The organism is Streptomyces purpurogeneiscleroticus (assembly GCF_020024005.1).
Classification (GTDB): Bacteria; Actinomycetota; Actinomycetes; order Streptomycetales; family Streptomycetaceae; genus Streptomyces; species Streptomyces purpurogeneiscleroticus.
On record NZ_NHSG01000182.1, the window covers coordinates 13,849 to 36,484 of the forward strand.

The 22,636-nt window shown below is 71.2% G+C and carries 19 protein-coding genes; 11 read left to right on the forward strand and 8 right to left on the reverse strand.

What is annotated here, in order from left to right; all coding sequences use genetic code 11:
- Positions 1 to 45: 45 nt before the first annotated feature.
- Entirely contained in the window at positions 46 to 2,577 is a 2,532-nt protein-coding gene (locus tag CCS38_RS11530) for a beta-glucosidase H (RefSeq protein ID WP_223733135.1), read from the forward strand.
- Here the strand turns inward: CCS38_RS11530 and CCS38_RS11535 are convergent.
- Positions 2,574 to 3,020, reverse strand: coding sequence for an ATP-binding protein (locus CCS38_RS11535; RefSeq protein ID WP_223733136.1), 447 nt, complete (start codon positions 3,018 to 3,020; stop codon positions 2,574 to 2,576). The genes CCS38_RS11530 and CCS38_RS11535 overlap by 4 nt on opposite strands.
- A gap of 271 nt (positions 3,021 to 3,291) precedes the next feature.
- Between CCS38_RS11535 and CCS38_RS11540 the strand changes: the two genes are divergently transcribed.
- The 3 genes from CCS38_RS11540 to CCS38_RS11550 all read left to right on the forward strand — a co-directional run bounded on the left by CCS38_RS11540 (position 3,292) and on the right by CCS38_RS11550 (position 6,887).
- Positions 3,292 to 4,224, forward strand: coding sequence for an MEDS domain-containing protein (locus CCS38_RS11540; protein ID WP_223733137.1), 933 nt, complete (start codon positions 3,292 to 3,294; stop codon positions 4,222 to 4,224).
- Entirely contained in the window at positions 4,221 to 4,676 is a 456-nt protein-coding gene (locus CCS38_RS11545) for an ATP-binding protein (RefSeq protein ID WP_223733138.1), read from the forward strand. Before CCS38_RS11540 ends, CCS38_RS11545 begins: the two co-directional genes overlap by 4 nt.
- A gap of 165 nt (positions 4,677 to 4,841) precedes the next feature.
- A complete protein-coding gene (locus CCS38_RS11550) occupies positions 4,842 to 6,887 on the forward strand; it encodes an MFS transporter (protein WP_223733139.1) in 2,046 nt (681 codons plus the stop codon).
- Between the two features lie 3 nt (positions 6,888 to 6,890).
- Here CCS38_RS11550 and CCS38_RS11555 read toward each other — a convergent pair whose 3' ends face one another.
- Complete coding sequence (locus tag CCS38_RS11555) at positions 6,891 to 7,796, reverse strand: glycoside hydrolase family 16 protein (protein ID WP_223733140.1); 906 nt, start codon at positions 7,794 to 7,796, stop codon at positions 6,891 to 6,893.
- A gap of 531 nt (positions 7,797 to 8,327) precedes the next feature.
- Here CCS38_RS11555 and CCS38_RS11560 point away from each other — a divergent pair.
- From CCS38_RS11560 to CCS38_RS11570, 3 genes are all read left to right on the forward strand, one after another.
- Positions 8,328 to 9,473 carry a PASTA domain-containing protein gene (locus tag CCS38_RS11560; protein ID WP_223733141.1) on the forward strand — a complete coding sequence of 382 codons (1,146 nt, stop codon included), beginning with the start codon at positions 8,328 to 8,330 and terminating at the stop codon, positions 9,471 to 9,473.
- 80 nt (positions 9,474 to 9,553) lie between these two features.
- Entirely contained in the window at positions 9,554 to 10,003 is a 450-nt protein-coding gene (locus CCS38_RS11565) for a hypothetical protein (RefSeq protein WP_223733142.1), read from the forward strand.
- Positions 10,004 to 10,082: 79 nt separating this feature from the next.
- The gene (locus CCS38_RS11570) at positions 10,083 to 11,078 is read left to right on the forward strand and encodes an alpha/beta fold hydrolase (RefSeq protein WP_223733143.1); all 996 of its coding nucleotides are present in this window, start codon (positions 10,083 to 10,085) and stop codon (positions 11,076 to 11,078) included.
- 270 nt (positions 11,079 to 11,348) lie between these two features.
- Here the strand turns inward: CCS38_RS11570 and CCS38_RS35695 are convergent, their stop codons facing one another.
- Together CCS38_RS35695 and CCS38_RS11575 are read right to left on the reverse strand one after the other, a co-directional pair.
- A complete protein-coding gene (locus tag CCS38_RS35695) occupies positions 11,349 to 11,501 on the reverse strand; it encodes a DUF7019 family protein (protein WP_372457049.1) in 153 nt (50 codons plus the stop codon).
- Between the two features lie 42 nt (positions 11,502 to 11,543).
- On the reverse strand, positions 11,544 to 13,097 hold the full coding sequence (locus tag CCS38_RS11575; protein WP_223733144.1) for an acetolactate synthase large subunit: 1,554 nt from the start codon (positions 13,095 to 13,097) through the stop codon (positions 11,544 to 11,546).
- Between the two features lie 356 nt (positions 13,098 to 13,453).
- On the opposite strand from CCS38_RS11575, the gene CCS38_RS11580 reads away from it, so the two are divergent.
- The 4 genes from CCS38_RS11580 (at position 13,454) to CCS38_RS11595 (ending at position 18,100) form a co-directional block, all read left to right on the forward strand.
- Positions 13,454 to 14,788: an MFS transporter gene (locus CCS38_RS11580; protein ID WP_223733145.1), complete on the forward strand. Its 1,335-nt coding sequence runs from the start codon at positions 13,454 to 13,456 to the stop codon at positions 14,786 to 14,788.
- 46 nt (positions 14,789 to 14,834) lie between these two features.
- Positions 14,835 to 16,355 carry an acyl-CoA synthetase gene (locus CCS38_RS11585; RefSeq protein WP_308050791.1) on the forward strand — a complete coding sequence of 507 codons (1,521 nt, stop codon included), beginning with the start codon at positions 14,835 to 14,837 and terminating at the stop codon, positions 16,353 to 16,355.
- Complete coding sequence (locus CCS38_RS11590) at positions 16,352 to 17,389, forward strand: phosphotransferase family protein (protein ID WP_223733147.1); 1,038 nt, start codon at positions 16,352 to 16,354, stop codon at positions 17,387 to 17,389. The genes CCS38_RS11585 and CCS38_RS11590 overlap by 4 nt, the downstream gene beginning before the upstream one ends.
- Before the next feature lie 105 nt (positions 17,390 to 17,494).
- Complete coding sequence (locus CCS38_RS11595) at positions 17,495 to 18,100, forward strand: TetR/AcrR family transcriptional regulator (RefSeq protein WP_223733148.1); 606 nt, start codon at positions 17,495 to 17,497, stop codon at positions 18,098 to 18,100.
- A gap of 20 nt (positions 18,101 to 18,120) precedes the next feature.
- On the opposite strand, the gene CCS38_RS11600 is transcribed toward CCS38_RS11595, so the two are convergent.
- Genes CCS38_RS11600 through CCS38_RS11615 form a run of 4 tightly spaced genes read right to left on the reverse strand, consistent with a single transcriptional unit; the run spans position 18,121 to position 22,488 of the window.
- Complete coding sequence (locus tag CCS38_RS11600; protein ID WP_223733149.1) at positions 18,121 to 19,053, reverse strand: crotonase/enoyl-CoA hydratase family protein; 933 nt, start codon at positions 19,051 to 19,053, stop codon at positions 18,121 to 18,123.
- A complete protein-coding gene (locus CCS38_RS11605; protein WP_223733150.1) occupies positions 19,050 to 19,841 on the reverse strand; it encodes an enoyl-CoA hydratase/isomerase family protein in 792 nt (263 codons plus the stop codon). The genes CCS38_RS11600 and CCS38_RS11605 overlap by 4 nt, the downstream gene beginning before the upstream one ends.
- Entirely contained in the window at positions 19,838 to 20,878 is a 1,041-nt protein-coding gene (locus CCS38_RS11610) for an LLM class F420-dependent oxidoreductase (RefSeq protein WP_223733151.1), read from the reverse strand. Before CCS38_RS11610 ends, CCS38_RS11605 begins: the two co-directional genes overlap by 4 nt.
- Complete coding sequence (locus CCS38_RS11615) at positions 20,875 to 22,488, reverse strand: class I adenylate-forming enzyme family protein (RefSeq protein WP_223733152.1); 1,614 nt, start codon at positions 22,486 to 22,488, stop codon at positions 20,875 to 20,877. Before CCS38_RS11615 ends, CCS38_RS11610 begins: the two co-directional genes overlap by 4 nt.
- Positions 22,489 to 22,636: the final 148 nt, after the last annotated feature.

The window sequence follows — 22,636 nt, forward strand, 5'->3', positions numbered from 1 at the left end:
CGTCCCGTACCCGTCACGCCATCCCCTCGCACCAAGGAGTCACGCATGACGCCCTCGGACCACACGTACGACGCGACCATCGAGGACGCGCTCGGCAAGCTGGACCTCGACGCCAAGACCCGGCTGCTGGCCGGCCGCAGCATGTGGGCGCTGCCCGCGCTCCCGGAGATCGGCCTGCGGTCCCTGGTCATGTCCGACGGCCCCATCGGCGTGCGCGGCGTGCGCTGGACCGCCGACGACCCCTCGGTCGCCCTGCCCAGTCCCACCGCGCTCGCCGCGACCTGGGACCCCGAACTGGCCCGCCGCGCCGGACACCTGCTCGCCCAGGAGGCCCGCCGCAAGGGCGTGCACGTCCTCCTCGCCCCGACCGTCAACCTGCACCGCTCCCCGCTCGGCGGCCGCCACTTCGAGTGCTACTCGGAGGACCCGCACCTCACCGGCGCGATCGGCACCGGATACGTCACCGGAGTGCAGGAGGGCGGCGTCGGCACCACCGTCAAGCACTTCGTCGCCAACGACGCCGAGACCGAGCGCTTCACCGTCAACAACACCGTCGCCCCGCGGCCGCTGCGCGAGCTGTACCTCGCGCCGTTCGAGACGATCGTCAAGAACGCCCACCCCTGGGGCATCATGGCCGCCTACAACTCCGTCAACGGCGCCACCATGACCGAACACCGCTACCTCCAGAACGAGGTGCTGCGCGGCGAATGGGGCTTCGACGGCTTCCTCGTCTCCGACTGGATGGCCGCCCGCTCCACCAAGGGCGCGATCGAGGGCGGCCTCGACGTGGCCATGCCCGGCCCGAAGACCGTGTACGGCCCGGCGCTGGCCGCCGCCGTCCGCGCGGGCGAAGTGGACGAGTCCCTGGTCGACGACGCGGTACGCAACGTCCTGCGGCTCGCCGCCCGCGTCGGCGCCCTCGACGGCGCGCCGCCCGCCGTCGCCCCCGCCGACCTCCCGGCCACGATCGACGGCGAAGCGCTTGCCCGCGAGATCGCCCGCCGGGCCTTCGTCCTCGTACGCAACGAGAACGGCACCCTGCCCCTCAGGCCCGCGCGGCCCGGCACCGTCGCCCTCATCGGCGCCGCGGCCCGCGACGCCCGGGTCCTCGGCGGCGGCTCGGCCCAGGTCTTCCCCGACCACATCGTCTCCCCGCTGGACGGCCTGCGCGCCGCGCTCCCCGAAGGGGACCTCACCTACTGCGTCGGCGCCGACCCGAGTGACGAACTGGCCGCGGCGGGCGAGGGATTCACGCTGCGGGCGGTCTGCCGGGACCGGGACGGGCGGGTGCTGGGGGAGACCCCGCTGCCCAGTGGCGCGGTCCAGTGGCACGGGGACGATCTGCCCGCCGGCGTGACCCACGAGGAGCTGCACACCGTCGAGATCACCGGCACCTTCACCCCGCGCGAGAGCGGTGCGCACTGCTTCGGCACCAAGGGCATCGGCGGCTTCCGACTCACCGTCGGGGACCGTGTGCTCCACGACGGCGTCGAGGCCCCCGACCACGACGACCCGTTCGAGGCGTTCTTCGGCGCGCCCGTGGAGCGCGGCCGGGTGGAGCTCACCGCGGGCGAGCCGGTCGAGGTCGCCCTCCGCCACACCGTCCCCGACATGTCGGACGCGCCGATCCAGGCCGTCGGCTTCGCCCTCGCCCACCGCGAGCCCCGGCGCGATGCCGAGGAGCTCATCGAGGAGGCCGTGGCCGCCGCGCGCACGGCCGACACCGCGGTCGTCGTGGTCGCCACCACCGAGCGGGTGGAGAGCGAGGGCTTCGACCGCACGGACCTCGGGCTCCCCGGCCGCCAGGACGAGCTGGTCCGGAGGGTCGCCGCGGTCAACCCCCGTACCGTGGTGATCGTCAACTCCGGCTCTCCCGTGGAGCTGCCGTGGCGGAATGACGTGGCCGCGGTACTGCTGAGCTGGTTCCCCGGCCAGGAGGCGGGCGCGGCCCTCGCGGACGTCCTCCTCGGCGCCGAGGAGCCGGGTGGGCGGCTGCCCACCACCTGGCCCGCCCGGCTGGCCGAGGCGCCCGTCACCCGCGTCACCCCCACCGACGGTGAACTCCCTTACGAAGAAGGGGTCTTCATCGGCTACCGCGCCTGGCAGCAGGCCGGCACCGAGCCCGCGTACTGCTTCGGACACGGCCTCGGCTACACCGACTGGGAGTACGAGACGGCCACGTACGAGCCCGCCGCGGACGGGAGCGCGGCGGACGGGGGCGCGGCGAACGGGGACGCACTGGGCACGCTCACCGTGCGCGTGCGCAACACCGGCGAGCGCGCCGGCCGCGAGGTGGTCCAGGTCTACCTCGCCACCCCGGAAGCCGATGCCGACACCGGCACTGACGCCGACATTGCTGATCGCCCGGCCCGCCGCCTCGCCGGCTTCGCATCCGTCGCGGCGGCTCCCGGTGGAACGGCCGAGGTGCGCATCGCCGTTCCCCGCCGCGCCACCGAGATCTGGGACGAGCAGGCGTACGACTGGCGGCTGATTCCCGGCATGTACACCGCCGAGATCGGCCGCTCCCTGCACGACGTACGGCTGCGGGCCCGGGTACCGGCCGGGACCGGCTGCTAGCCGGTCCGCGTGGGCGCTTCCCGCGCGGCACGCGGCAACGGCAGTTCGAACCAGACCGCCTTGCCGCGGCCCGCGGGGACGCTGCCCCAGCACAGGGCCAGCGTGTCCACGAGATGCAGGCCGCGCCCCCGCTCCGCGTCGGTGTCCGCGTTCACCAGCACGGGGAGGGACCGGTGGCTGTCGAGGACTTCGCAGCGCAGCAGTCCCGGGCGGAGGAACAGCCGCAGCCGCGCCGGCCCGGGAGCGTGCTGCTGTACGTTCGTGGCCAGCTCGTTCATCAGGAGTACGGCGCTGTCGGCCGCCTCGGAGAGTCCGCCGGCGGCCAGCCAGCCGCGGACGGCTCGCCGGGTTCGCGCCAGCGCTTCGGCATCGGCGGCGATCGTGGCACTGAGGTAGGCGGTGGGCGGACCGAGTTCGGCGGGCGCGCAGACATGCATGAGCATCGTTGTCCTTCCGGTCGGCCCTACTGTGCACCGAACGGCCCCCGCACGCACGGGTTATGCCTAGGTGTCGCGGGACGTCCCGCCCGCTGTGGATACTCGGCAATCGAGTCCGGTCACAAGCAGTGCAGCAGCTGTCAAAGTGCTAGCCAAAAGAGGGAATTCACCGCGCTTCGAGGAGTGCCGCAGGCGCCTTCTCTCTAATGTCCGGTGCAGCGGGGCGAGGGACGTACCGGCCGACGCGCGCCATGCCGACGACAGGGAAGGATGCCCGATGACTGAACACCAAGGCACGACCGGCCGGATCATTCCCGTAGAGCGGCTGCAGCCGGGCGACCACTCGTGCATGGACGTCACCGACAGGGCAAACCGCTGGCAGGTGCTGGCCGCGTTCACCCGCACCGGACTGGCCCGTGGTGAGAAGGTGCTGCTTCTGCTCGACCCGAGCGACCTGAACGACGACGATGCCGTCGCGTGCGTGGACGGCGGCACCGGGCACACGGAAGCGGCCCTGCGCAGCGGGCAGTTCGTGATCGACCGCAACACACCCGTCTACCTCCCGGACGGCCGCTTCTCCAAGGAGCGCCAGATCCGGAGCTTCGCCGCCGAGGCCGAGCGGGCGCGGGAAGCCGGCTACCCGCGGCTGCGGGGCGCAGGCGACATGGCCTGGGCACCGCGTGCGGGCGTGACCGACGCCGAGGTGATCGACTACGAAGCGTCCGTGGCGGAGCTGTTCGCCGACGGGTACGTCACCGCGCTGTGCTGGTACGACCGGCAGCAGTGCGGCGACCAGCTGGTGGCCGCGACGCGCAGGGTCCATCCGCTTCAGGTCATGGAGACCCTGGGCGCGCTGGAGGTGACCCGGTTCCCGGGCGGCGGCGCGCGGATCGCCGGCTCTGCGGAGCTGGGCTCGCGCGAGAAGTTCACCAGGACCCTCCGCGAGGCGCTGCTCCCGCGGCCGGGCCGGGGTCCCTTCCGGTACCAGCTGGACCTGACCGACCTGGCGTACATGGAGGCGCACTGCGCCTGGCGGCTGCTCGGCCTCGTCGCCGGGCTGCCGCGGGAGGACACGGCCGTCGTCCGCTGTGACCCGATGCTGGAGACGGCCCTGCGCGGCCTCGGCTCCGACGACGTACCGCAGCTGGAGCTCCGCGTGACGAACGCGGCGGACAGGGGGGACACGGCGGAAGCGGAGGACGTGGCATGAGCACGGACCGGCTGCTGGAACTGGACTTCACCGGCCCCGACCTGCCCCTGGCACGCATCACACTCGCCGCGACGCTGCGCCGCGCCGGGCTGCCCGGCGCGGTGCGGGACGCCCTCGCGCAGGCGGTGCTGGAGGCCATGTCCAACGCGGTCCTGCACGGCGGGGGCGCGGGGCGGCTGACCGTGGACGCGGCGGACGACGAGGTGCGGTGCGAGGTCGTCGACGCGGGCCCCGGCCCCTCCGCCGTGGTACCCGCTCCGGAGTCCCTGTCCCCGGAGTCGCGCACGCCGGGCGCCCGGCAGCAGGCGGCGAACAGGCGCGGCCACGGTCTGCTGATCGCCGAGGCGCTCACCAACCGCATCGAAGTGCATCCCGGCCCCGGGGACCGCGGCACCACCGTCGTGCTGGCAGCTTCGCTGCGCACGGCCACCTCTGAACCGGGACCTGCGTAACCCTCTCCCTCCCCTCAGTTGAATGCAGCAACCAAGTGAATTATGGTTGCACCCTCCAACTAGCACTGGGGGCGGCAAGAGGAAGGCATGAGGGCGACAACAGCATCAGCAGATGCGCGGCACGGCGGGTCCCGGACCGGGGGACAGGGGGCGCACGCCGCTGCCATGTCCCACCGGCAGATCATGGAGGCGCTTTCCGGGCTCATGCTCGGCATGTTCGTCGCGGTGCTGTCCTCCACCATCGTCTCCTCGGCGCTGCCGACCGTCCTCGCCGACATCGGCGGCGGACAGAGCGCGTACACCTGGGTCGTCACGGCGGCGCTGCTGTCGGTCACGGCGACCACCCCGCTGTGGGGCAAGATGTCGGACCTGGTGAGCAAGAAGCTCCTGGTCCAGTTCGCGTTGTTGCTCTACATCGTCGCTTCGATCGTCGCGGGCTTCTCGCAGAACGCCGGGATGCTGATCGCCTGCCGCGTGGTGCAGGGCATCGGCGCGGGCGGGCTGTCCGCGCTGTCGCAGGTGATCATGGCGGCCATGGTGTCGCCGCGTGAGCGCGGCCGGTACAGCGGCTACCTCGGCGCTACGTACGCCGTCGGTACCGTGTCCGGCCCGCTGATCGGCGGTGTCATCACCGACACCGACTGGCTCGGCTGGCGCTGGTGTTTCTACGCGGTCGTGCCGTTCGCCGTGATCGCGATGGTCGTGCTCCAGAAGACCATTCATCTGCCGGTGGTCAAGCGCCAGGTGAAGGCCGACTGGCTCGGCGCCTTCTTCGTCACCGCCGCGGTCTGCCTGCTGATGGTGTGGGTCACGCTGGCCGGCGACGCGTACGGCTGGCTGTCCTGGCAGACGTATGTGATGGTGCCCGGAGCCGTCGTCCTCGGCCTGGTCTTCCTCCTCGTCGAGATCCGGGCGAGCGAACCGATCATCCCGCTGCGGCTGTTCCGCAACGCGACCATCACACTCACCTCCCTCGCCAGTATCTTCGTCGGCGTCGCCATGTTCGCCGGCACCGTCTTCCTCAGTCAGTACTTCCAGCTCTCCCGCGGCCAGACCCCGACCATGTCGGGCTTCTCGACCATCCCGATGGTGGCGGGGCTGCTCGTCGCCTCGATGGGCTCGGGCCGGATCATCACCCGCACCGGGCGCTGGAAGATATTCCTCGTCGGCGGCGGGCTCTTCCTGACCGGCGGCGCGGCCACGCTGGGCCTGATGCGGTACGACACCCCGTACTGGCAGGTCGTCGTCTACATGACCGCTCTCGGCATCGGCATCGGCCTGATGCAGCAGAACCTGGTACTCGCGGTACAGAACCAGGTCGCCCCGAAGGATCTGGGCGCGGCCAGTTCGCTCGTCACCTTCTTCCGCACCCTCGGCGGCGCCATCGGCGTCTCCGCACTCGGCGCCGCGCTCTCCACGCGGATCAGCCAGTACATGAAGGACGGCTTCGCCTCGCTCGGCATCCCGATGCCGCACGCGCACGGCGGGGGCAACATCCCCGACCTGAAGACGCTCCCTCCCCCCATTCGCGGGGTCGTCGAAAGCAGCTACGGCCACGGCATCGCCGATGTCTTCCTCTACGCCGCCCCGTTCGCCTGCATGGCATTCCTGCTGGCGCTCTGCATCAGGGAAGTGCCGCTGAAGACGGCCAATTCCCTGCAGGAGGCGGCCGCGGAAACCGCCACTGCCGGAAGCCGGGTGCACGGTGTGGTGCGGGACGCCGACGGCGTCGCGGCGAGCACCGCCGTCGTCACCCTGATCTCCCCGCAGGGGCGGCAGTTGGGGCGGATGCCGGTGGGGCCGGACGGCGGATACGACATGGCTGTACCCGCCGCCGGCAGCTACGTACTGATCGCCGCCGCCGACGGGCACCGGCCGCAGGCATCCACCGTGCTCATCGGCGACGGCCCGCTCGCCCACGACATCCACCTCGCCGACGCCACCGCCCCGGCCGCCAGTACCCACATTCAGGGCACGATCAGGACCGGCGCGGACCACGGCCCGCTGGCCGGCGCACGGGTCACACTGATCGACGCGGCAGGCAATGTCGCAGGCACCGCAACCACCGCCAACGACGGCAACTACGCCTTCAAAGACCTGCACCCCGGCGAGTACACCCTGATAGCCGGCGGCCACCCACCGACCGCCGCCCCGCTGACCGTGACCGGCCACGGAGTGGTCAGCCAAGATCTGGAACTCGGCGACGAGTGAGCCCTAAGCCGTGTCCGAGGTGGTGACGCGGACGTGGTCGACGACGAGCTGCTGGGGGAAGGACGTCGAACCGTCGGGGTCGCCGGGCCAGTAGCCGCCGACGGCCAGGTTGAGGATGAGGAAGAAGGGCTTGTTGAACACCCAGGTCTTGCCACCGAGGTCGGCGGGCGTGCGCCGCTGGTAGACGGTGCCGTCCACGGACCAGGTGATGGAATCCGGCGCCCAGTCGATGGCGAAGGTGTGGAAGTCATCGGCGAATGCCTGCCCGTTCGGGAGGGAGTACGCCGCGCCGATGCCGCCGCTGCCCGAGTATCCGGGGCCGTGGAGCGTGCCGTGCACCGTACCCGGCTCGAAGCCGACGTTCTCCATGATGTCGATCTCACCGCTGTTCGGCCAGCCGACCTGGCCGATGTCGTCGCCGAGCATCCAGAACGCGGGCCACATGCCCTGGCCGCGCGGCACCTTGATCCGTGCCTCGACGTGACCGTAGGTCGAGGTGAAGCGGCCCGCGGTGTTCAGCCGTGCCGAGGTGTACTCGCAACGCCCGTACCAGCACTGGTAGTTGTTCGGGTTCTCGCGGCGTGCGGTGATGACCAGCTGGCCCTGGCCGTTCAGTGCGGCGTTGGCATTGCCCGCCGTGTAGTACTGCCGCTCGTGGTTGTTGACGTTGTCGCCGGTCTCGGTCTGCCACTTGCCGCCGTCGACCGCCGACCCGGCGGGACCGTCGAAGGTGTCCTCGAACGTCACGGCGCGTATCGCCGCATTGGGTTCCTCCGGCGGGGGCGCCGCGGCGGCGGAGCCGGGGCCCCAGCTCAGCGCGACGCTGACCGCCGCGGTAGCCAGAGCGACGCCGTGCAGCACGCGCCGCCGCTCCCCGGAGGACACATTGCAGGACTTACGAAGGGACATATGACCCGCCTCAATTGGTCCGGACCTGCTGCCTCCGCGAAGTGAATCGCCGCTGACGCGTCCCTGTCAATACGCGGGTGAGAGCGCTCTCGGGATGGCCGGCACGACGCCGTGTCATGACATGCCGTCAATCAAGTAAACGAGATCGGTGACAGTTTCTGTTGCACAGATTTACGGTCGGCAGGCGCTCACTCAGGGAGGGCAGACGCCGAACGCAGCCTGTCCGGGTGCCGGAGAGAAGGCGGTGGCGGCCGACGTCCGCTCACGCACTCCGAGCGCAACCACGAGCTCCACACGCGGATCCGGGGCATCTCCGGTCAGCAGGCGGTCGAACGCGCCGCCCACACCCACCTCGAGAGCATGATCGCCGTGGTGGGGGCAACCGCCTTCTCGTTATGGGATCCATACTTCCACTTATTCTGTAAGAGCCGGTAATATCAGACGACTTCTGCCCATGGGTGGAAGAAGCTCGCCTTCCATACGGCGAGCGTGGGTCCAGCCTTTGCGCTGTTAGACAAGGAAAGTCGCCACGTGAACCCGTACAGTCCCCCGACCCGGCAGACGCCCCCGGCACGACCGTGGTGGAAGACCACCCCCGCTGCGCTGGGCCTGCTCGTTCTTGTCGCTCTCATCGGCGCGTTCCATTTCCCCCTCGGATTCCTCGCGCTGATCGTCGCCATCGTGCTGTTGTGGGTTCTGCCGCCGTGGCGCTGGTTCGCCAGGCTGGGCGCGAGCTTCGGGGCGTTCATCCTGCTGACGATCGGCGCGGGCCTGGGCGGGCAGCTCGACGACACGGGGAAGGGGGAAACGCAGCAGGTTGCGACCGAGTCACGCACGGCGAGCCCGAAGGCATCCCCGAGCAGGACGCCGGAGCGGAAGGCGCCGGACTACATCGGCGAACTACTCGACGAGGCGGAGGGGAAGGCCCGCGCTGCCGGCTACACCGTCAGCCATCACGACGCCTCCGCCGAAGGCCGGGCGATCATCGCGCGGTCCGGTTGGCTCGTGTGCTTCCAGCAGTCCGACCACGACGACAGTCGCCGACTGATCGATTTCGCTGCGGTCAAGGACGGTGAGACCTGCCCCAAGAAGGACGGCGAAGAGATCCCCTGGCCCACGATGCCCGAGCTGCACGGCAAGACGTGGCAGGCCGCCGTGGAAACCCTGACGGGCATCGGAGTCGACGAGGACGCGATCCAGGCGGAGGCGTACTACGTCAACGACGACCTGCCGGACGGCGCGTACGACTCCTGGCGGGTGTGCACGCAGGACCCCGCGGAAGGCGAGGACATCACCGCCGACGTCACGCTCGAACTGGTCCATCCGAAGGCCGGCTGTTCCACGGACGACTTGTACCTGAGCGACAAGGACGATGACGGCCGTCCGGACTACCGGGACTCGACTGACGACCGCAACACCACCAGCGGGGGCGGCAGCGGCGGCAACGGCAGCAGTGCGTCGGGAGGGTCGTCCAGCAGTGGCGGTGGATCCAGCAGTACTGGTGGAACCAGCAGCGGCGGGTCGTCCTCGACCGGTGGCAGTACCGGCGGCGGTGGACTCACCGTTCACCCCGGCTCTTTCTGCGCCCCGGCCGGCGCGACCGGTGTCACCTCGGCGGGCACGCCCATGGTCTGCGGCCCCGGCTCCGACGGCCGCAACCGCTGGCGATCCGCCTGACCCGGCTCGCGGCGCCGGTCGCACCAGTAAGGCCGTCTCCTCAGTAAAGTGGCCGCAGCCCGAGCCGGAGGAGCGGAAGCATGGCAACGCGCGTCGGACGTTTTCTCGGCCTTGTCACGAGTGTGCTGCTGTTGGTCGGTTGTGGGGAGTCCGTCGCGGCTTCTCAAGAGGTGAGTCTGCACGTCAGTGGTGGCATTGCGGGGGTGCAGCGCGGCATCGAGGTGGGGCCCGGAGGGGCGGTGACCCTCATCGACCGTGAGGGCAGGCATGCGGGCCGGGAGCTGTCGGGTGACGAGCGTGAGAAGCTCGGCTCGCTGCTGGGCGCGGTCGACTTCGCCGGCCTTCCCGCCCGCAGTATCGATGAGGGCTCCCGTGACCGCTTCGAGTACCGGCTGGCGCACGCCGGCCGTACGGTGATCACCGACCGCAGCACGGATCTCGGGCCGGCCGATGACCTCATCGATCACCTGGAGAGCTGCATGGAAGCGCGCCGGGCGGGCGCCGTGCAGCACACCCCGACGCGTTCCTGACCTGGACGGATGTTTTACTCGCGGGATCCGGGATCCACCCGGACCGTACTGTCCGTCCAGACGCACGTCAGGAGAGACCGTGGCTGCCGAGCACGCCGGGATCAAGCACAGCTCCATTGAAGTCAACGGAGTCACACTGCATATCGCCGAGCAGGGCGAGGGCCCCCTCGTCGTGCTGCTGCACGGCTTTCCGGAGAGCTGGTACTCCTGGCGGCACCAGTTCGCGCCGCTGGCGGAAGCCGGGTACCGGGTGGTGGCGCCCGACCAGCGCGGCTACGCCCGCAGTGAGCAGCCCGCCGATGCCGACGCGTACAGCCTGCTGCACCTCACCGGCGATGTGATCGCCCTGATCCACGCGCTCGGCGAGGAGCAGGCCGTGGTCGTCGGCCACGACTGGGGCGCGCCGGTCGCCTGGACGACGGCCATGCTCCGCCCGGACGTCGTACGGGCCGTCGCCGGGCTCAGCGTCCCGCCGGTACTGCCCGCCGGCATGGCCCCGCCGTCGGTCACCCGGCAGCAGTACGGCGACCGTTACTACCAGAACTACTTCCAGCAACCGGGCGTTGCCGACGCCGAGTTGGCGCGGGACCTCCCCTCGACCTTCCGCCGCATGCTGTTCAACGGTTCGGGCGACAACCCGGCGAACACCCGGCCGCGCCCCTGGATCGTGCCCGAAGGCGCCCCGCTGCTCGGCGCCGGACCGGACCCGGAGCTGCCCGCTTGGCTCACCCCCGACGACATCGACGCCTTCGCCGACGACTACGCTCGCCACGGGGACCGTGCCTTCACTGGCCCCCTCAACTGGTACCGCAACATCGAGCGCAACAACGCACTCCTGACCGCCTTCCGCGGCCGCGGCATCGACGTTCCGGCGCTGTACGTCGTCGGCGACCGCGACATGGTCACCTCGCTGCACGGCATCGACCGGATCATCGACTCCCTCGACACGATCGCACCGAAGCTCCACCGCAGTGTGACGCTCCCCGGCTGCGGCCACTGGACCCAGCAGGAACGTCCCGAAGAAGTCAACGCGGCACTCCTGGACTTCCTCGCCCAGCTGCCGAAGGCGGACTGACCCTCCGTCCGTGGCCGACTTCAGTCCTCCGCCGTGGCTTCGGTGAGGTGGATGGCGAGGGCGGGGCAGACCATTGCCTGGCCGGAGGCGACGCACTTGTCCTGGTCGAGGTGGATGTTCATGGGGTCGGATTCCTCCGGAGTGGGGAGTGAGGAGTGAGAGGAGGGGGAGAGCTCGGTGACGGTGGGTCACCTGACAAAGGCGGCTACCACGTGACGGGGAGTTCGTACACGCCGCAGACCGAGCCGTCGTGTTTGAACGGGATGTCGTTCAGCTGACGACCTTCAGGTCGACCTTGGCCTCCGTCACCAGCCGGGGGAGGAGCTTCTGCGGAATCTGCTCGAAGAGCATGTCCAGCTTCGCATCGGACAAGTAGAGGTAGTAGCGCACCCTGTGTCCAGCCTCCCGCCCGTCCGTTCGCACCGTGGCCGGAACCAAAGTAGCCCGGGTGCGGGGTCGGTGGGGCTACAGCGCCGCCGGGACCATCGCCTCGATCAGGTGCGGTCCCGGTTCCGCCAGGGCGCGGCGGAGCTGGTCGGTGAGTTCTTCGCAGGTGGTGGCGCGGGATGCCGGGACGCCCATGCCCTCGGCGAGCCGGACGAAGTCCAGTGCGGGGGAGGAGAGGTCGAGGAGTGTCTTCGCGGCCGGGCCCGACAGGTCGGCGCCGACGCGTTGCATTTCCAGGCGGAGTACAGCGTAGGCGTTGTTGTTGAGGATCACCGTGGTGACGTCGAGGTTCTCGCGGGCCTGCGTCCACAGCGCCGAAATGGTGTACATCGCGCTGCCGTCGGCCTCCAGGCTGATCACTGGGCGATCCGGTGCCGCGATGGCCGCTCCGGTGGCGACCGGCAGGCCCTGGCCGATCGCACCGCCGGTCAGGGTCAGTACGTCGTGCCGGGGCGCACCGGCCGTGGCCTGCGGCAGGGACGCTCCCGAGGTGTTCGCCTCATCGGCGATGATCGCGCCGTCCGGGAGCAGCGCGCCGACGACATCGGCCCAGTTCTTCCTGGTGAGGGGGCCGCTCGGCAGTGCCGGCCGGGCGGGTTCCGCCACCGTCGGTGCCGTGTCGGCGGCCACTTGCTCGGCCAGCGCCTCCAGCGCGGCGACCGCGTCCTCGCCCTGGCCGGCGAGGGTGTGAACGCGGGCTCCCTCGGGCGCCAGGTCGCTCGGCCGGTCCGGGTAGGCGAAGAACGACACGGGAGAGCCGGTCCCCGCGACGATCAGATGCGTGACGCCGTCCAGTTGCTTGGCGGCCTGCTCGGCGAAGTAACCGAGCCGCTCGATGGCGGGCAGGCCCGCGCCGCGCTCCAGCCGCGCGGGGAAGGTCTCCACGAACGCCCGCGCGCCGGTGGCGTGGGCGATCCGGCTCGTCGCGCGGAGCCCGGCCGCCCGGCACGCCCGGCCGCCGATCAGCAGCGCGACGGGTTCGCCGCTGCGCAGCACGTCGGCGACGGCCGACACGGCCTGGGGATCGGGTGCCGCAGGGGTACGTACGGGCAGTGGTTCGGCCACCGCGCCGCCCTCGCCCCACGAGGCGTCGGCGGGCAGGATGAGCGTGGCGACCTGCCCCGGCGGTTCCATCGACGCGGCCACCGTCGCTGCCGCGTCGGCTCCGACGTCGGCGACCCGGTCGCACCGCCGGACCCAGCCGCTCACCGACCCGGCCACCGGCTCGATGTCCGACTCCAGGGGCGCGTCGTACTTCTTGTGGTACGTCGCGTGGTCACCCACCACGTTGACGATCGGGGTGTGGGCGCGGCGGCCGTTGTGGAGATTGGCCAGGCCGTTGCCGAGGCCGGGGCCCAGATGCAGCAGCGTGGCCGCCGGTTTGTCGGCGATCCGCGCGTAGCCGTCGGCGGCTCCGGTGACCACACCCTCGAACAGGCCGAGCACGCCGCGCATCTCGGGCACGGCGTCGAGCGCGGCGACGAAGTGCATCTCCGAGGTGCCGGGGTTGGCGAAACACACGTCCACGCCGGCCCGGACGAGAGTGCGGATCAGCGACTGCGCGCCGTTCATGGTCGGCCTCTCTCTGGTCTCAACACGGCTCGGCCTCGGATACTAAGCGGTCGTTAATTTACTGTCGAGGGGTCTCGCGCCCTTCCTGTACCTCGCACCGGATTCCGTACCTCGCACCGGAATCGACAAGCCGGAGCGCCCGGGATCGGGGAGGCCGGTAACGACTCGACACATCGTGTCCGGGACGTGGACAGGCCCTGTGTCGCCGATTACCTTAGCGATCGTTCGTCTGGTCTCCTCTCGCCCGGACCGTCGCCAAGTCTCTGCGACGGCAGCCGCACCGAAACCCGCTGTGCCGATGCCGCGGACCCCCGCCGACGAGGCGTGCCGCGTACCCCTCCCCAAAGGAGACACCCGTGCCGACAACCGAAGTGCCCGGTACCCGCGCCGCCCCGGCCCCGTCCGCCGGTGAATCCCGGGCGAAAGCCTGGGGTTTCACCGGGCTGCTGATGCTGCTCTACATCGTGAACTGGGCCGACAAGGCCGTGTTCGGCCTGGTGGCCCAGCCGCTCGCCGAGGAGCTGCACCTCAACTCCTCGCAGATCGGTCTGATCGGCAGCTCGTTCTTCCTGACCTTCACCGTCGGCAATCTCGTCGCGGGCCTGCTCAACCGCTGGACGGCTCTGAAGTGGTCGCTCGCGCTCCTCGCGGTCGGCTGGTCGGTCGCCATGCTCCCGCTGGTCGTCTCCGCCACCTTCACCGTCCTGCTGCTGAGCCGGATGCTGCTCGGCTTCCTGGAAGGACCGTCGGGCCCGATCATCCACACGGCGCTCTACTCCTGGCACCCGCGCGAGAAGCGCGGCCTTCCCTCGGCCTGCATCACGGCGTGCGCCTCGATCGCCAAGATCGCGGTCGCCCCCGCACTGGCGGTCGTGGTCGCCGCCTACGGGTGGCGCACCGCCTTCGTGATCCTCGCGGCCGCGGGCCTGGTCTGGCTGGTGGTCTGGCTCCCGACCTGGACGCCCGGCCCGTACGGCGAGGACAAGGCCGCCAAGGCGACCGGGGCCGCCGATGAGCCCGCCGTCCCGTGGGCCAAGGTGCTCCTGTCGCCCACGTTCCTCGGCGCCGCGCTCGCGGTGATGTCGATGTACGCCCTGGTGACCGTGGTGCTGACCTGGCTGCCGTCGTACTTCGAAATGGGCCTGGGCTACAGCCGCGTGCAGGCCGGCACCATGTTCGGCTTCCCGAGCATCGCGTCGATCGTGGTCATGTTCGGGCTCTCCTGGATCGGCGACCGGCTGATCGGGCGCGGCGCCACCTCGCGCATTCTGCGGGGCGTCGTCCCCTCGGTGGCCCTGCTCGTGTGCGGCGCCACGATGGCACTGCTGCCGAGCATCGGCACACCGGCCGCCGCGGTGGCCGTCGTCTCGATCGGCTACGCGTTCGGCGCCAGCATCTTCCCGCTGTTCAACGCCGGCCTGGCGGAGATCGTTCCGCCGCGTCAACTCGCCAGTACGCTCGGCATCTTCATGGCCCTGATGTCCCTCGGCGGTGTCTACGGCCCGTACCTCACCGGCTGGATAGTCGACCAGGCATCCAACCCCGCCGCCGGCTACGGATTGGCCTTCCAGATCTTCGGGGCCATGGTGTTCGTGGGCGGGCTCGCGGCGCTCCTCGGCGTCAACCCCGAACGGGACGCGGCCCGCCTGCGCGGAACGAACCGGATCCCGGCCCCGAAGGGCCTCCGCTGAACGACCGGGAAGGGATGGGGATTCCATGTATCCAGGTGCCCATGCAGTGAGTGACCCGCACCGTCCCGCCGTCATCATGGCCGCGTCCGGCGACCGGCTGACCTACGCGGAGCTGGACGAACGCTCCATCCGGCTGGCCCATGTGCTGCGCGCGGCGGGCCTGCGCCGGGGCGATGTGGTCGCGCTGCTCACCGACAACTCGATCCACGCGTACGAGGTGTACTGGGCGGCGGTCCGCTCCGGTCTGTACATCACCCTCGTCAACAACCACCTCAGCGCGTCCGAAGTGGCCTACATCGTGAATGACTCCGCAGCCTCCGCACTCGTGGTGTCGCACACGCTGGCCGGGCTCGCGGCGGAACTGCGGGCCGGGACGCCCGCGGTCCGGGTCCGGCTGGCCTACGGCGGCCCGGTCGAGGGGTACGAGGAGTACGGGACCGCGCTGGCCGCCGCGTCGCCCCAGCCGGCCGCCGACCAGCCCAGGGGCGCCGATCTGCTCTACTCCTCCGGCACCACCGGCCGGCCCAAGGGCATCCGCCCCGAGCTTCCGGACCGGCAGGTGGGGGAGCCCGGAGACACGCTCGTCGAGATCCTGCAGGCGGTGTACGGCTTCGACCGGGACACGGTCTATCTGTCCCCGGCGCCGGTGTACCACGCGGCCCCGCTCCGGTGGGGCGCGTCGGTGCACGCGCTCGGCGGCACCGTGGTGATGATGGAGCGCTTCGACACCGAGGGCGCGCTCCGGGCGGTCGAGCGTTACCGCGTGACGCACAGCCAGTGGGTGCCGACCATGTTCCTCCGGATGCTGCGGCTGCCGGAGAAGGCCCGCACCTCGTACGACCTGTCCACTCACCGAGTGGCGGTGCACGCCGCCGCGCCGTGCCCGCCGGACGTCAAGCGCGCGATGATCGACTGGTGGGGGCCGATCCTGTACGAGTACTACGCCTCGACCGAGGGCGTCGGCATGACGCTCATCAAGTCCGAGGAGTGGCTGGTCAAACCGGGCTCGGTGGGCCGGGCCCTGCTGGGCGAGGTGCGCGTCTGCGACGACGAGGGCCGGCTGCTGCCCGCCGGCCGGACCGGAACCATTTACTTCGCGCGCGAGGAGCCGCAGTTCGAGTACCTGGGCGACCCGGAGAAGACCAGGGAAGCACACCACCCGGACCATCCGGGCTGGGCCACCACGGGCGACATCGGCCATGTCGACGAGGACGGCTATCTGTTCCTCACCGACCGCAAGGCATTTATGATCATCTCGGGTGGGGTGAACATCTATCCGCAGGAGGTGGAGGCCGCCCTCGCGCTGCATCCCGACATCGCGGACGTCGCCGTGATCGGCGTACCGGACGAGGAGATGGGGGAGGCGGTCAAGGCGGTCGTCCAGCCGTCGCCGGACGCCCGTCCAGGCCCGGAACTGGAGCGCCGACTGATCGACTACGTACGGTCCCGCATCGCCCACTACAAGGCGCCGCGCAGTGTCGACTTCGTCGACGAACTGCCGCGCACCCCGACCGGCAAGCTGGTCAAGGGCAAGCTCAAGGCGCGGTACGCGCAGGCTCCCGGATGAGCGCGACCGATCCGGCGGGTATCGCCCCGGCCGCGGTGAGCCGGTGGCTGGCCGCCCATGTGCCGGGGGCGACCCCGCCGTTCACCTTCTCGCCGGTCTCCGGCGGCCGCTCCAACCTCACCTACCGCGTCACCGATGGCGCGGGGACCGTGCGTGCCCTGCGGCGCCCGCCGACGGGCGGGGTGCTCGGCACCGCCCACGACATGAGCCGGGAGTGGCGGTTCCTCACCGCACTCGCACCCGCGGGCATGCCCGTGCCGGAACCCCTCGCGTACTGCGACGACCCGGCGGTCACCGGAGCCGAGTTCTATGTCATGGCCTTCGTCGACGGAGTGGTGCCGGCCGACCAGGAAGCCGTACGGGCCTGGTCGCCGCAGGTCCGCCGGCGGGCGGGCGAAGAGGTCGTCGAGGTGCTGGCCGCCCTGCACCGCGTCGGCCCCGACGAGGTCGGACTCGGCGGCATCGCGCGGCGCGACGGCTATGTCGAGCGCCAGCTGCGCCGGTGGCAACGGCAGGTCCACCAGTCCGGGGCGCCCGATCTGGCCCTGCTCGACGAGGTGCACGACGCGCTCCTCGCGCACGTACCCGCGCAGCACGGCGGGATCGTGCACGGCGACTACCGGCCGGGCAACCTGTCCTTCGCGGCGGACGGCACCGTGCTCGCCGTCTTCGACTGGGAGCTGGCCACCCTGGGGGACCCGCTCGCCGACCTGGGCTGGCTCCTCTCCACCTGGGAGGAGCCGGGTGACAAGGTCCCGCCGACCACCCCGGGCCCCAGCGCGGCACCGGGATTCCCCACCCGCGCCGAGCTGATCGACCGCTACGCACGCCTCTCCGGCCGCGAGGTCTCCGGCATCGAGTACTACGTCGCCTTCGCCCGCTGGCGCTCGGCGTGCATCGGCGCCGGTGTGCGCGCACGGTACCTGGCGGGGGTGATGGCCGACGACGGTTACGCGGCCGAGCTCCGGGCGCAGCAGGGGGTCCAGCAGGGCGAGATCGCCTTCGAGGCGGTACGGGAACTCGGCTTTGTCTGACGTTGCATCAGGGGCGGGCCCTTGTCGCCCCGCGGCGAGGAGACCTCGGCGGGGGCATGGACGCGTAGACTGACCGACGTTCGTTCAGGCGTAAGGAGGGCACCGGTGCGAGGTGCAGGCCAGCAGGCCATTCTGGAGGCCGCCCGGCACGAGTTCGCGGAGCGCGGGTACGCCGCCGCGTCCATCCGGGACATCGCCCGCCGGGCCGGTGTGAGCCTGTCGGCGATGTACCACTACTACACCGGCAAGCAGGAGCTGCTGCACGCGCTGGTGAACGACAGCGGCCAGGCGTACTTCGAATCCTGCCGCAAGGAGCTGGAAGCGGCCGGCGACGACCCGGGGGAGCGGCTGGCCGCCCTGGTGCGGGCCACCGTGCGGTACCGCGCGGAGTACCGGCTGGAGAGCAGCCTGACGCTCACCGAGTGGCGCAGCATGTCCGAGGCGCAGCTGGAGGACTTCCAGCGCCGCCAGTTCGACGGCTCCCGGATGTTCCAGCAGATCGTCGAGGACGGGGTGGACCAGGGTGTCTTCCGCACCCCGCACCCCGAGGACGCGCGGCGCGGGGTGATCGCGATGTGCAACGCGATCGCCCAGTGGTACCGCGAGGGCGGCGAACTGAGCGTGGAGGAGCTGGCCGAGCGCTATGTGGAGCTGGCGCTCGTGCTCGTGGAGTACCGCCCGGCGGGGCGACGCCCGCGCCACCCCGCCTGACGACCCTCAGCAGCCGCAACTCACGACATCTCCTCGGGGCGCACGGGCCACGGCGGTACGACGTCGAGGTGGTCGGCGATGCGGGCGGGGAACTTCGGCGGGCGCTTCTCCAGGAACGAGGTGACGCCCTCGGCCGCGTCCGGGCTCTGACCGAGCCGGTTCATCGCCCGCGAGTCCAGCCGGTGCGCCTCCCACGGCGTCGACGCGCCGAGCATCGACCACAGCAGTTGCCGGGCCAGCGCGACCGATACGGCGGAGGTGTTCTCCGCGATCTCGGCGGCGATCCCGTACGCGGTCGGCAGCAGCTCGGCATCCGGTACGACCCGCGAGACGAGCCGGCCGGAGAGGGCCTCCGAGGCGTCGAAGACACGCCCGGTCGCCACCCACTCCATCGCCTGCGAGATTCCGACGATCCGGGGCAGGAACCAGCTGGAAGCGGCCTCCGGCACGATGCCGCGGCGGGTGAAGACGAACCCGAACCGGGCCGATTCCGAGGCGATCCGGATGTCCGCCGGCAGTGTCATCGTGGCGCCGACACCGACCGCGGGCCCGTTGAAGGCCACGATCACCGGCTTGAGCGAGGCCGCGATCCGCAGCGACACGCAGCCGCCGCCATCGCGCGGCGCTCCGCCGACGGTACCGAAGTCGGCGCGCTCCGCGGCCCGTTGGGGGTCTCGGTGGTCGAAGGTAGCGGCACCGCCCTGCAGATCGGCGCCCGCGCAGAAGCCCCGCCCGGCGCCGGTGAGTACCACTGCCCGTACGGAGTCGTCGGCGTCGGTGGCGTCCAGCGCGGCGATCAGCTCGGCGGCCATCGTGGTGGTGAAGGCGTTGAGCCGTTCCGGGCGGTGCAGTGTGATCGTGGCGATGCCGTCGGCGACCTCGTAGCGGATCTGCTCGTAGTCGGCCCGGGCGTTGTCGATCCGGTCGTTGTCGATCCGGGTGTTGTCGGTCATTTGACGGCCCACTCTCCCGTGAACTCCGGTTCCCGCTTCTCGTTGAAGGCCGCGATGGCCGCCGGCGCGTCCGCGGTCGCGAAGTTGACCGTCTGGGCGCGTGCCTCGCTCGCCAGCGCGTCCCGCATCGTCCGGTCGGCCCCCTCATTGAGCAGCGCCTTGTTCTGCGCCAGCGCCACCGGCGGCCCGGCGGCCAGCCGCTCGCCGAGGCCGGTGACGAACTTGTCCAGCTCCTCCGGCTCGACCAGCCAGGTCACCAGGCCCAGCCGGTGCGCCTCGTCCGCTTCGATCATCTCGGCCAGCAGCGCCAGCCGCTTGGCCTGCTGCAGCCCCACCAGCCTGGGCAGCAGCCAGGAGCCGCCGAAGTCCAGCGACAGACCGCGGCGCGCGAAGATCTGGGAGAACCGGGACCGTGCGGTGGCGACCACGAAGTCGCAACCCAGGGCGAGGTTCCAGCCCGCGCCGACTGCCACGCCGTCGACCTTGGCCACGGTCGGTACGGGCAGCTCGTGCAGCCGCAGCGCGATCTCGTTGATTCGGTGCATCCGGGACAGCGGATGCGCTTCGGCGCGCCGGCCCGAGAGATCGGCCCCGGCGCAGAACGCCCCGCCGGCCCCGGCCAGCACGACCGCCCGTACTTCCGGGTCGTTGCCCGCCGCGGTCAGCGCCTCGCCCAGCGCGTTCCACAGCTCGTCGTTGATGGCGTTCTTGCGGCGCGGACGGTTCAGGGTCAGCGTCAGTACGCCACCGGCGCGGTCGGTCAGCAGTACGGGTTCGTCGCGGGTCATCGCGTCATGTCCTTCAGCTGCTCCAGGTCGGCCAGGCGACGCGCCGGGTCGGGCGATACCGGGTTGACCTTGAGGGTGGTGACGCCGGCGGCCCGGTACGCGGCGAGGCGTTCGGCGATGTAGGAGGCGGGGCCGATCAGCGAGATGTCCCGCAGCAGATCGGCGGGTACCGCGGCCGCGGCCTCCTCCTTGCGGCCGGCCAGATAGAGATCCTGGATCTTGGTCGCCTCGGCCTCGTAGCCGTAACGGCGCGCGAGATTGTTGTAGAAGTTCTTGCCACGCGCGCCCATCCCGCCGATGTACAGCGCGAGTTGGGGACGGGCAAGATCAATCAGGTCGTCGACGTCCTCGCCGATGGCCAGCGGCGCCTGCGCCACGATGTCCAGCGGCCCGAGCGCCGGGTCGCGCCGGGCCGCGCCCTCGGCCAGCGACGGCCCCCAGACCTCGCCCGCCTTCTCCGGGTGGAAGAAGATGGGCAGCCAGCCCTCGGCGATCTCGGCGGTCAGCGCCACGTTCTTCGGCCCGATCGCGGCGAGGACGACCGGGATCCGGTCGCGCACCGGATGGTTGATGAGCTTGAGCGGCTTGCCCAGTCCCGTGCCCCGCTCGGCCGGGAGCGGGATCTGATAGTGCTTGCCTTCGTGGACGACCTTCTCGCGGCGCCACACCTGCCGGCAGATGTCGACGATCTCCCGGGTGCGCGCCAGCGGAGCGTCGTACGGCAGGCCGTGGAACCCCTCGATCACCTGCGGCCCCGAGGCACCGATCCCGAGCGTGAACCGGCCGTCGGAGACATAGTCCAGACCGGCCGCGGTCATCGCGGTCAGGCTGGGCGTCCGGGTGTAGATCTGGAGGATGCCGGAGGCGATCTCCAGCCGCTCGGTGCGCGCGGCGATGAAGCCGAGCTGGCTGATCGCGTCGTAGGAGTACGCCTCCGGGACGAAGACGATGTCCAGTCCGGCCTTCTCGTAGTCGCCGAGGACCTCGACGGTCTCCTTGAAACCGCCGCTGTAGCTCAGCATCATGCCGATTCTCATGCCTGCCTCCGGGTGTCCTGGGCCGCCGGGCCCGCCGCTGCCGCGTGCCGGGCGCGCAGCTCGTTCTTGAGGATCTTGCCTGCCGCGGAAACGGGGAGGGCCGGGACGAAGTGCAGTTCACGCACCCGCTGGTACGGGGCGACCCGCTCGGCCACGTACGCCATCAGCTCCTCGGCGGTGGCCGGGGCACCGTCGCGCGGCACCACATAGGCGGCGGGGATCTCGCCCGCGTCCTGATGCGGTACACCGATCACCGACGCGGCGGCGACCGCGGGGTGACCGGCGAGGATGTCCTCCAGATGCAAGGGGTACACGTTGTAGCCCTTGTAGATCAGCATGTCCTTCGCCCGGCCGGAAAGGAAGAGGTGGCCCCGGTCGTCCAGGTGGCCGATGTCGCCGGTGCGCAGCCAGCCGTCGCGGAACTGATCTGCTGTCAGGTCGGCCCGGCCGTGGTAGCCGTCGGTGATCTGCGGGCCCCGCGCCCATACTTCACCGGTCTCGCCGGCCGGCAGCTCACGCTCCAGGTCGGTCAGGTCGCGGATCGACAGTTCGGTGTCCGGCAGGGGGAGACCGACGGAGCCGGGCGGGATGCCCGCATCGGCGTCCAGCGGGTGCAGCACCAGCGCCACCGTGGCCTCGGTGAGGCCGTACCCCTCGGTGATCCGGGCATTGGGGAACAGCTCGGCCAGGCGCCGCCAGGTCTCCGGATCGATGGGCGCGGCACCGGAGTTGACGATGGAGACGGACTCCATCCGCTGCCCGGCGGCCGCCGGCGAGGCCAGCAGCGCCCGGTACATCGTGGGGGAGCCGTTGAGCAGTGTGGCCTGATGCTCGTCCACATCGGCGAGGAAGCGTCCGGGGTCGAAGCGGGCGGAGAGCACGGTGGTGGTGCCGACCAGAGTGTTGGAGACCATGCTCGCCAGCCCCAGTGCGTGGAAGAGCGGTGCCACCGCGAGCGTGACCCCGGTCCCGGGCGGCCGGTGCCAGGGCGTGGCCCGTTCCTTGTCCTGCTCGGCGCCGAGCACCCCGTCGACGAGCACCGTACGGGCGGCCGCGCGGACCCAGCTGACCTGCGCGACATTGGCGACCAGATTGCGGTGCAACACCCGCACCGCCTTGGAACGGCCCGTCGTCCCGCCCGTGTAGGAGAGGTGCGCCAGGTCGTCCGGGCGGCGCGGGACGCGCTCCGCGGTGCCGTACCCCAACAACGCTTCGGCGGCCACCACGGTCCCGCCCGGCGGTGGCGGTGCGGTCGCTTCAGGACCGGGGACGACGACCGCGCGGGCCCCGGAGTCCTCGATCTGGGCGGCGAGCGCCGCGGCGGGCTGCGCGGGGTTGGCGGGGCTGACCACCGCACCGGCGTACAGCGTGCCCCAGTAGGCGACCGGGAACCACAGGGTGTTGGGGAGCAGCAGCAGTACGGTGTCGCCGGGCCCGATGCCGTACTCGCGCAGTCCCCGGGCGAAGCGCAGCGCGTGGTCGTGGAGACCGGCGAAGGTGAGGGTCCGCTCGCCGTCGCGCACCGCGACGCGGTGCGGGTAGTGGTGCGCGGCCCCGACGAGGACGGCACCGGCGTCGACGGACGGATAGTCCAGGGTCGTACGGGTCATGCGATGACTCCTCGCGCGGTCAGGCTGTCGAGCTGAGCAGCCGTCAGGCCGACGCCGGCCAGCACGCCCCGGGTGTCCTCGCCCGCCTTGGGCGCGGCGCCGGGGGCGGTCGCCGGGGTGGCGGAGAACCGGGGCGCCGCGCCCAAGG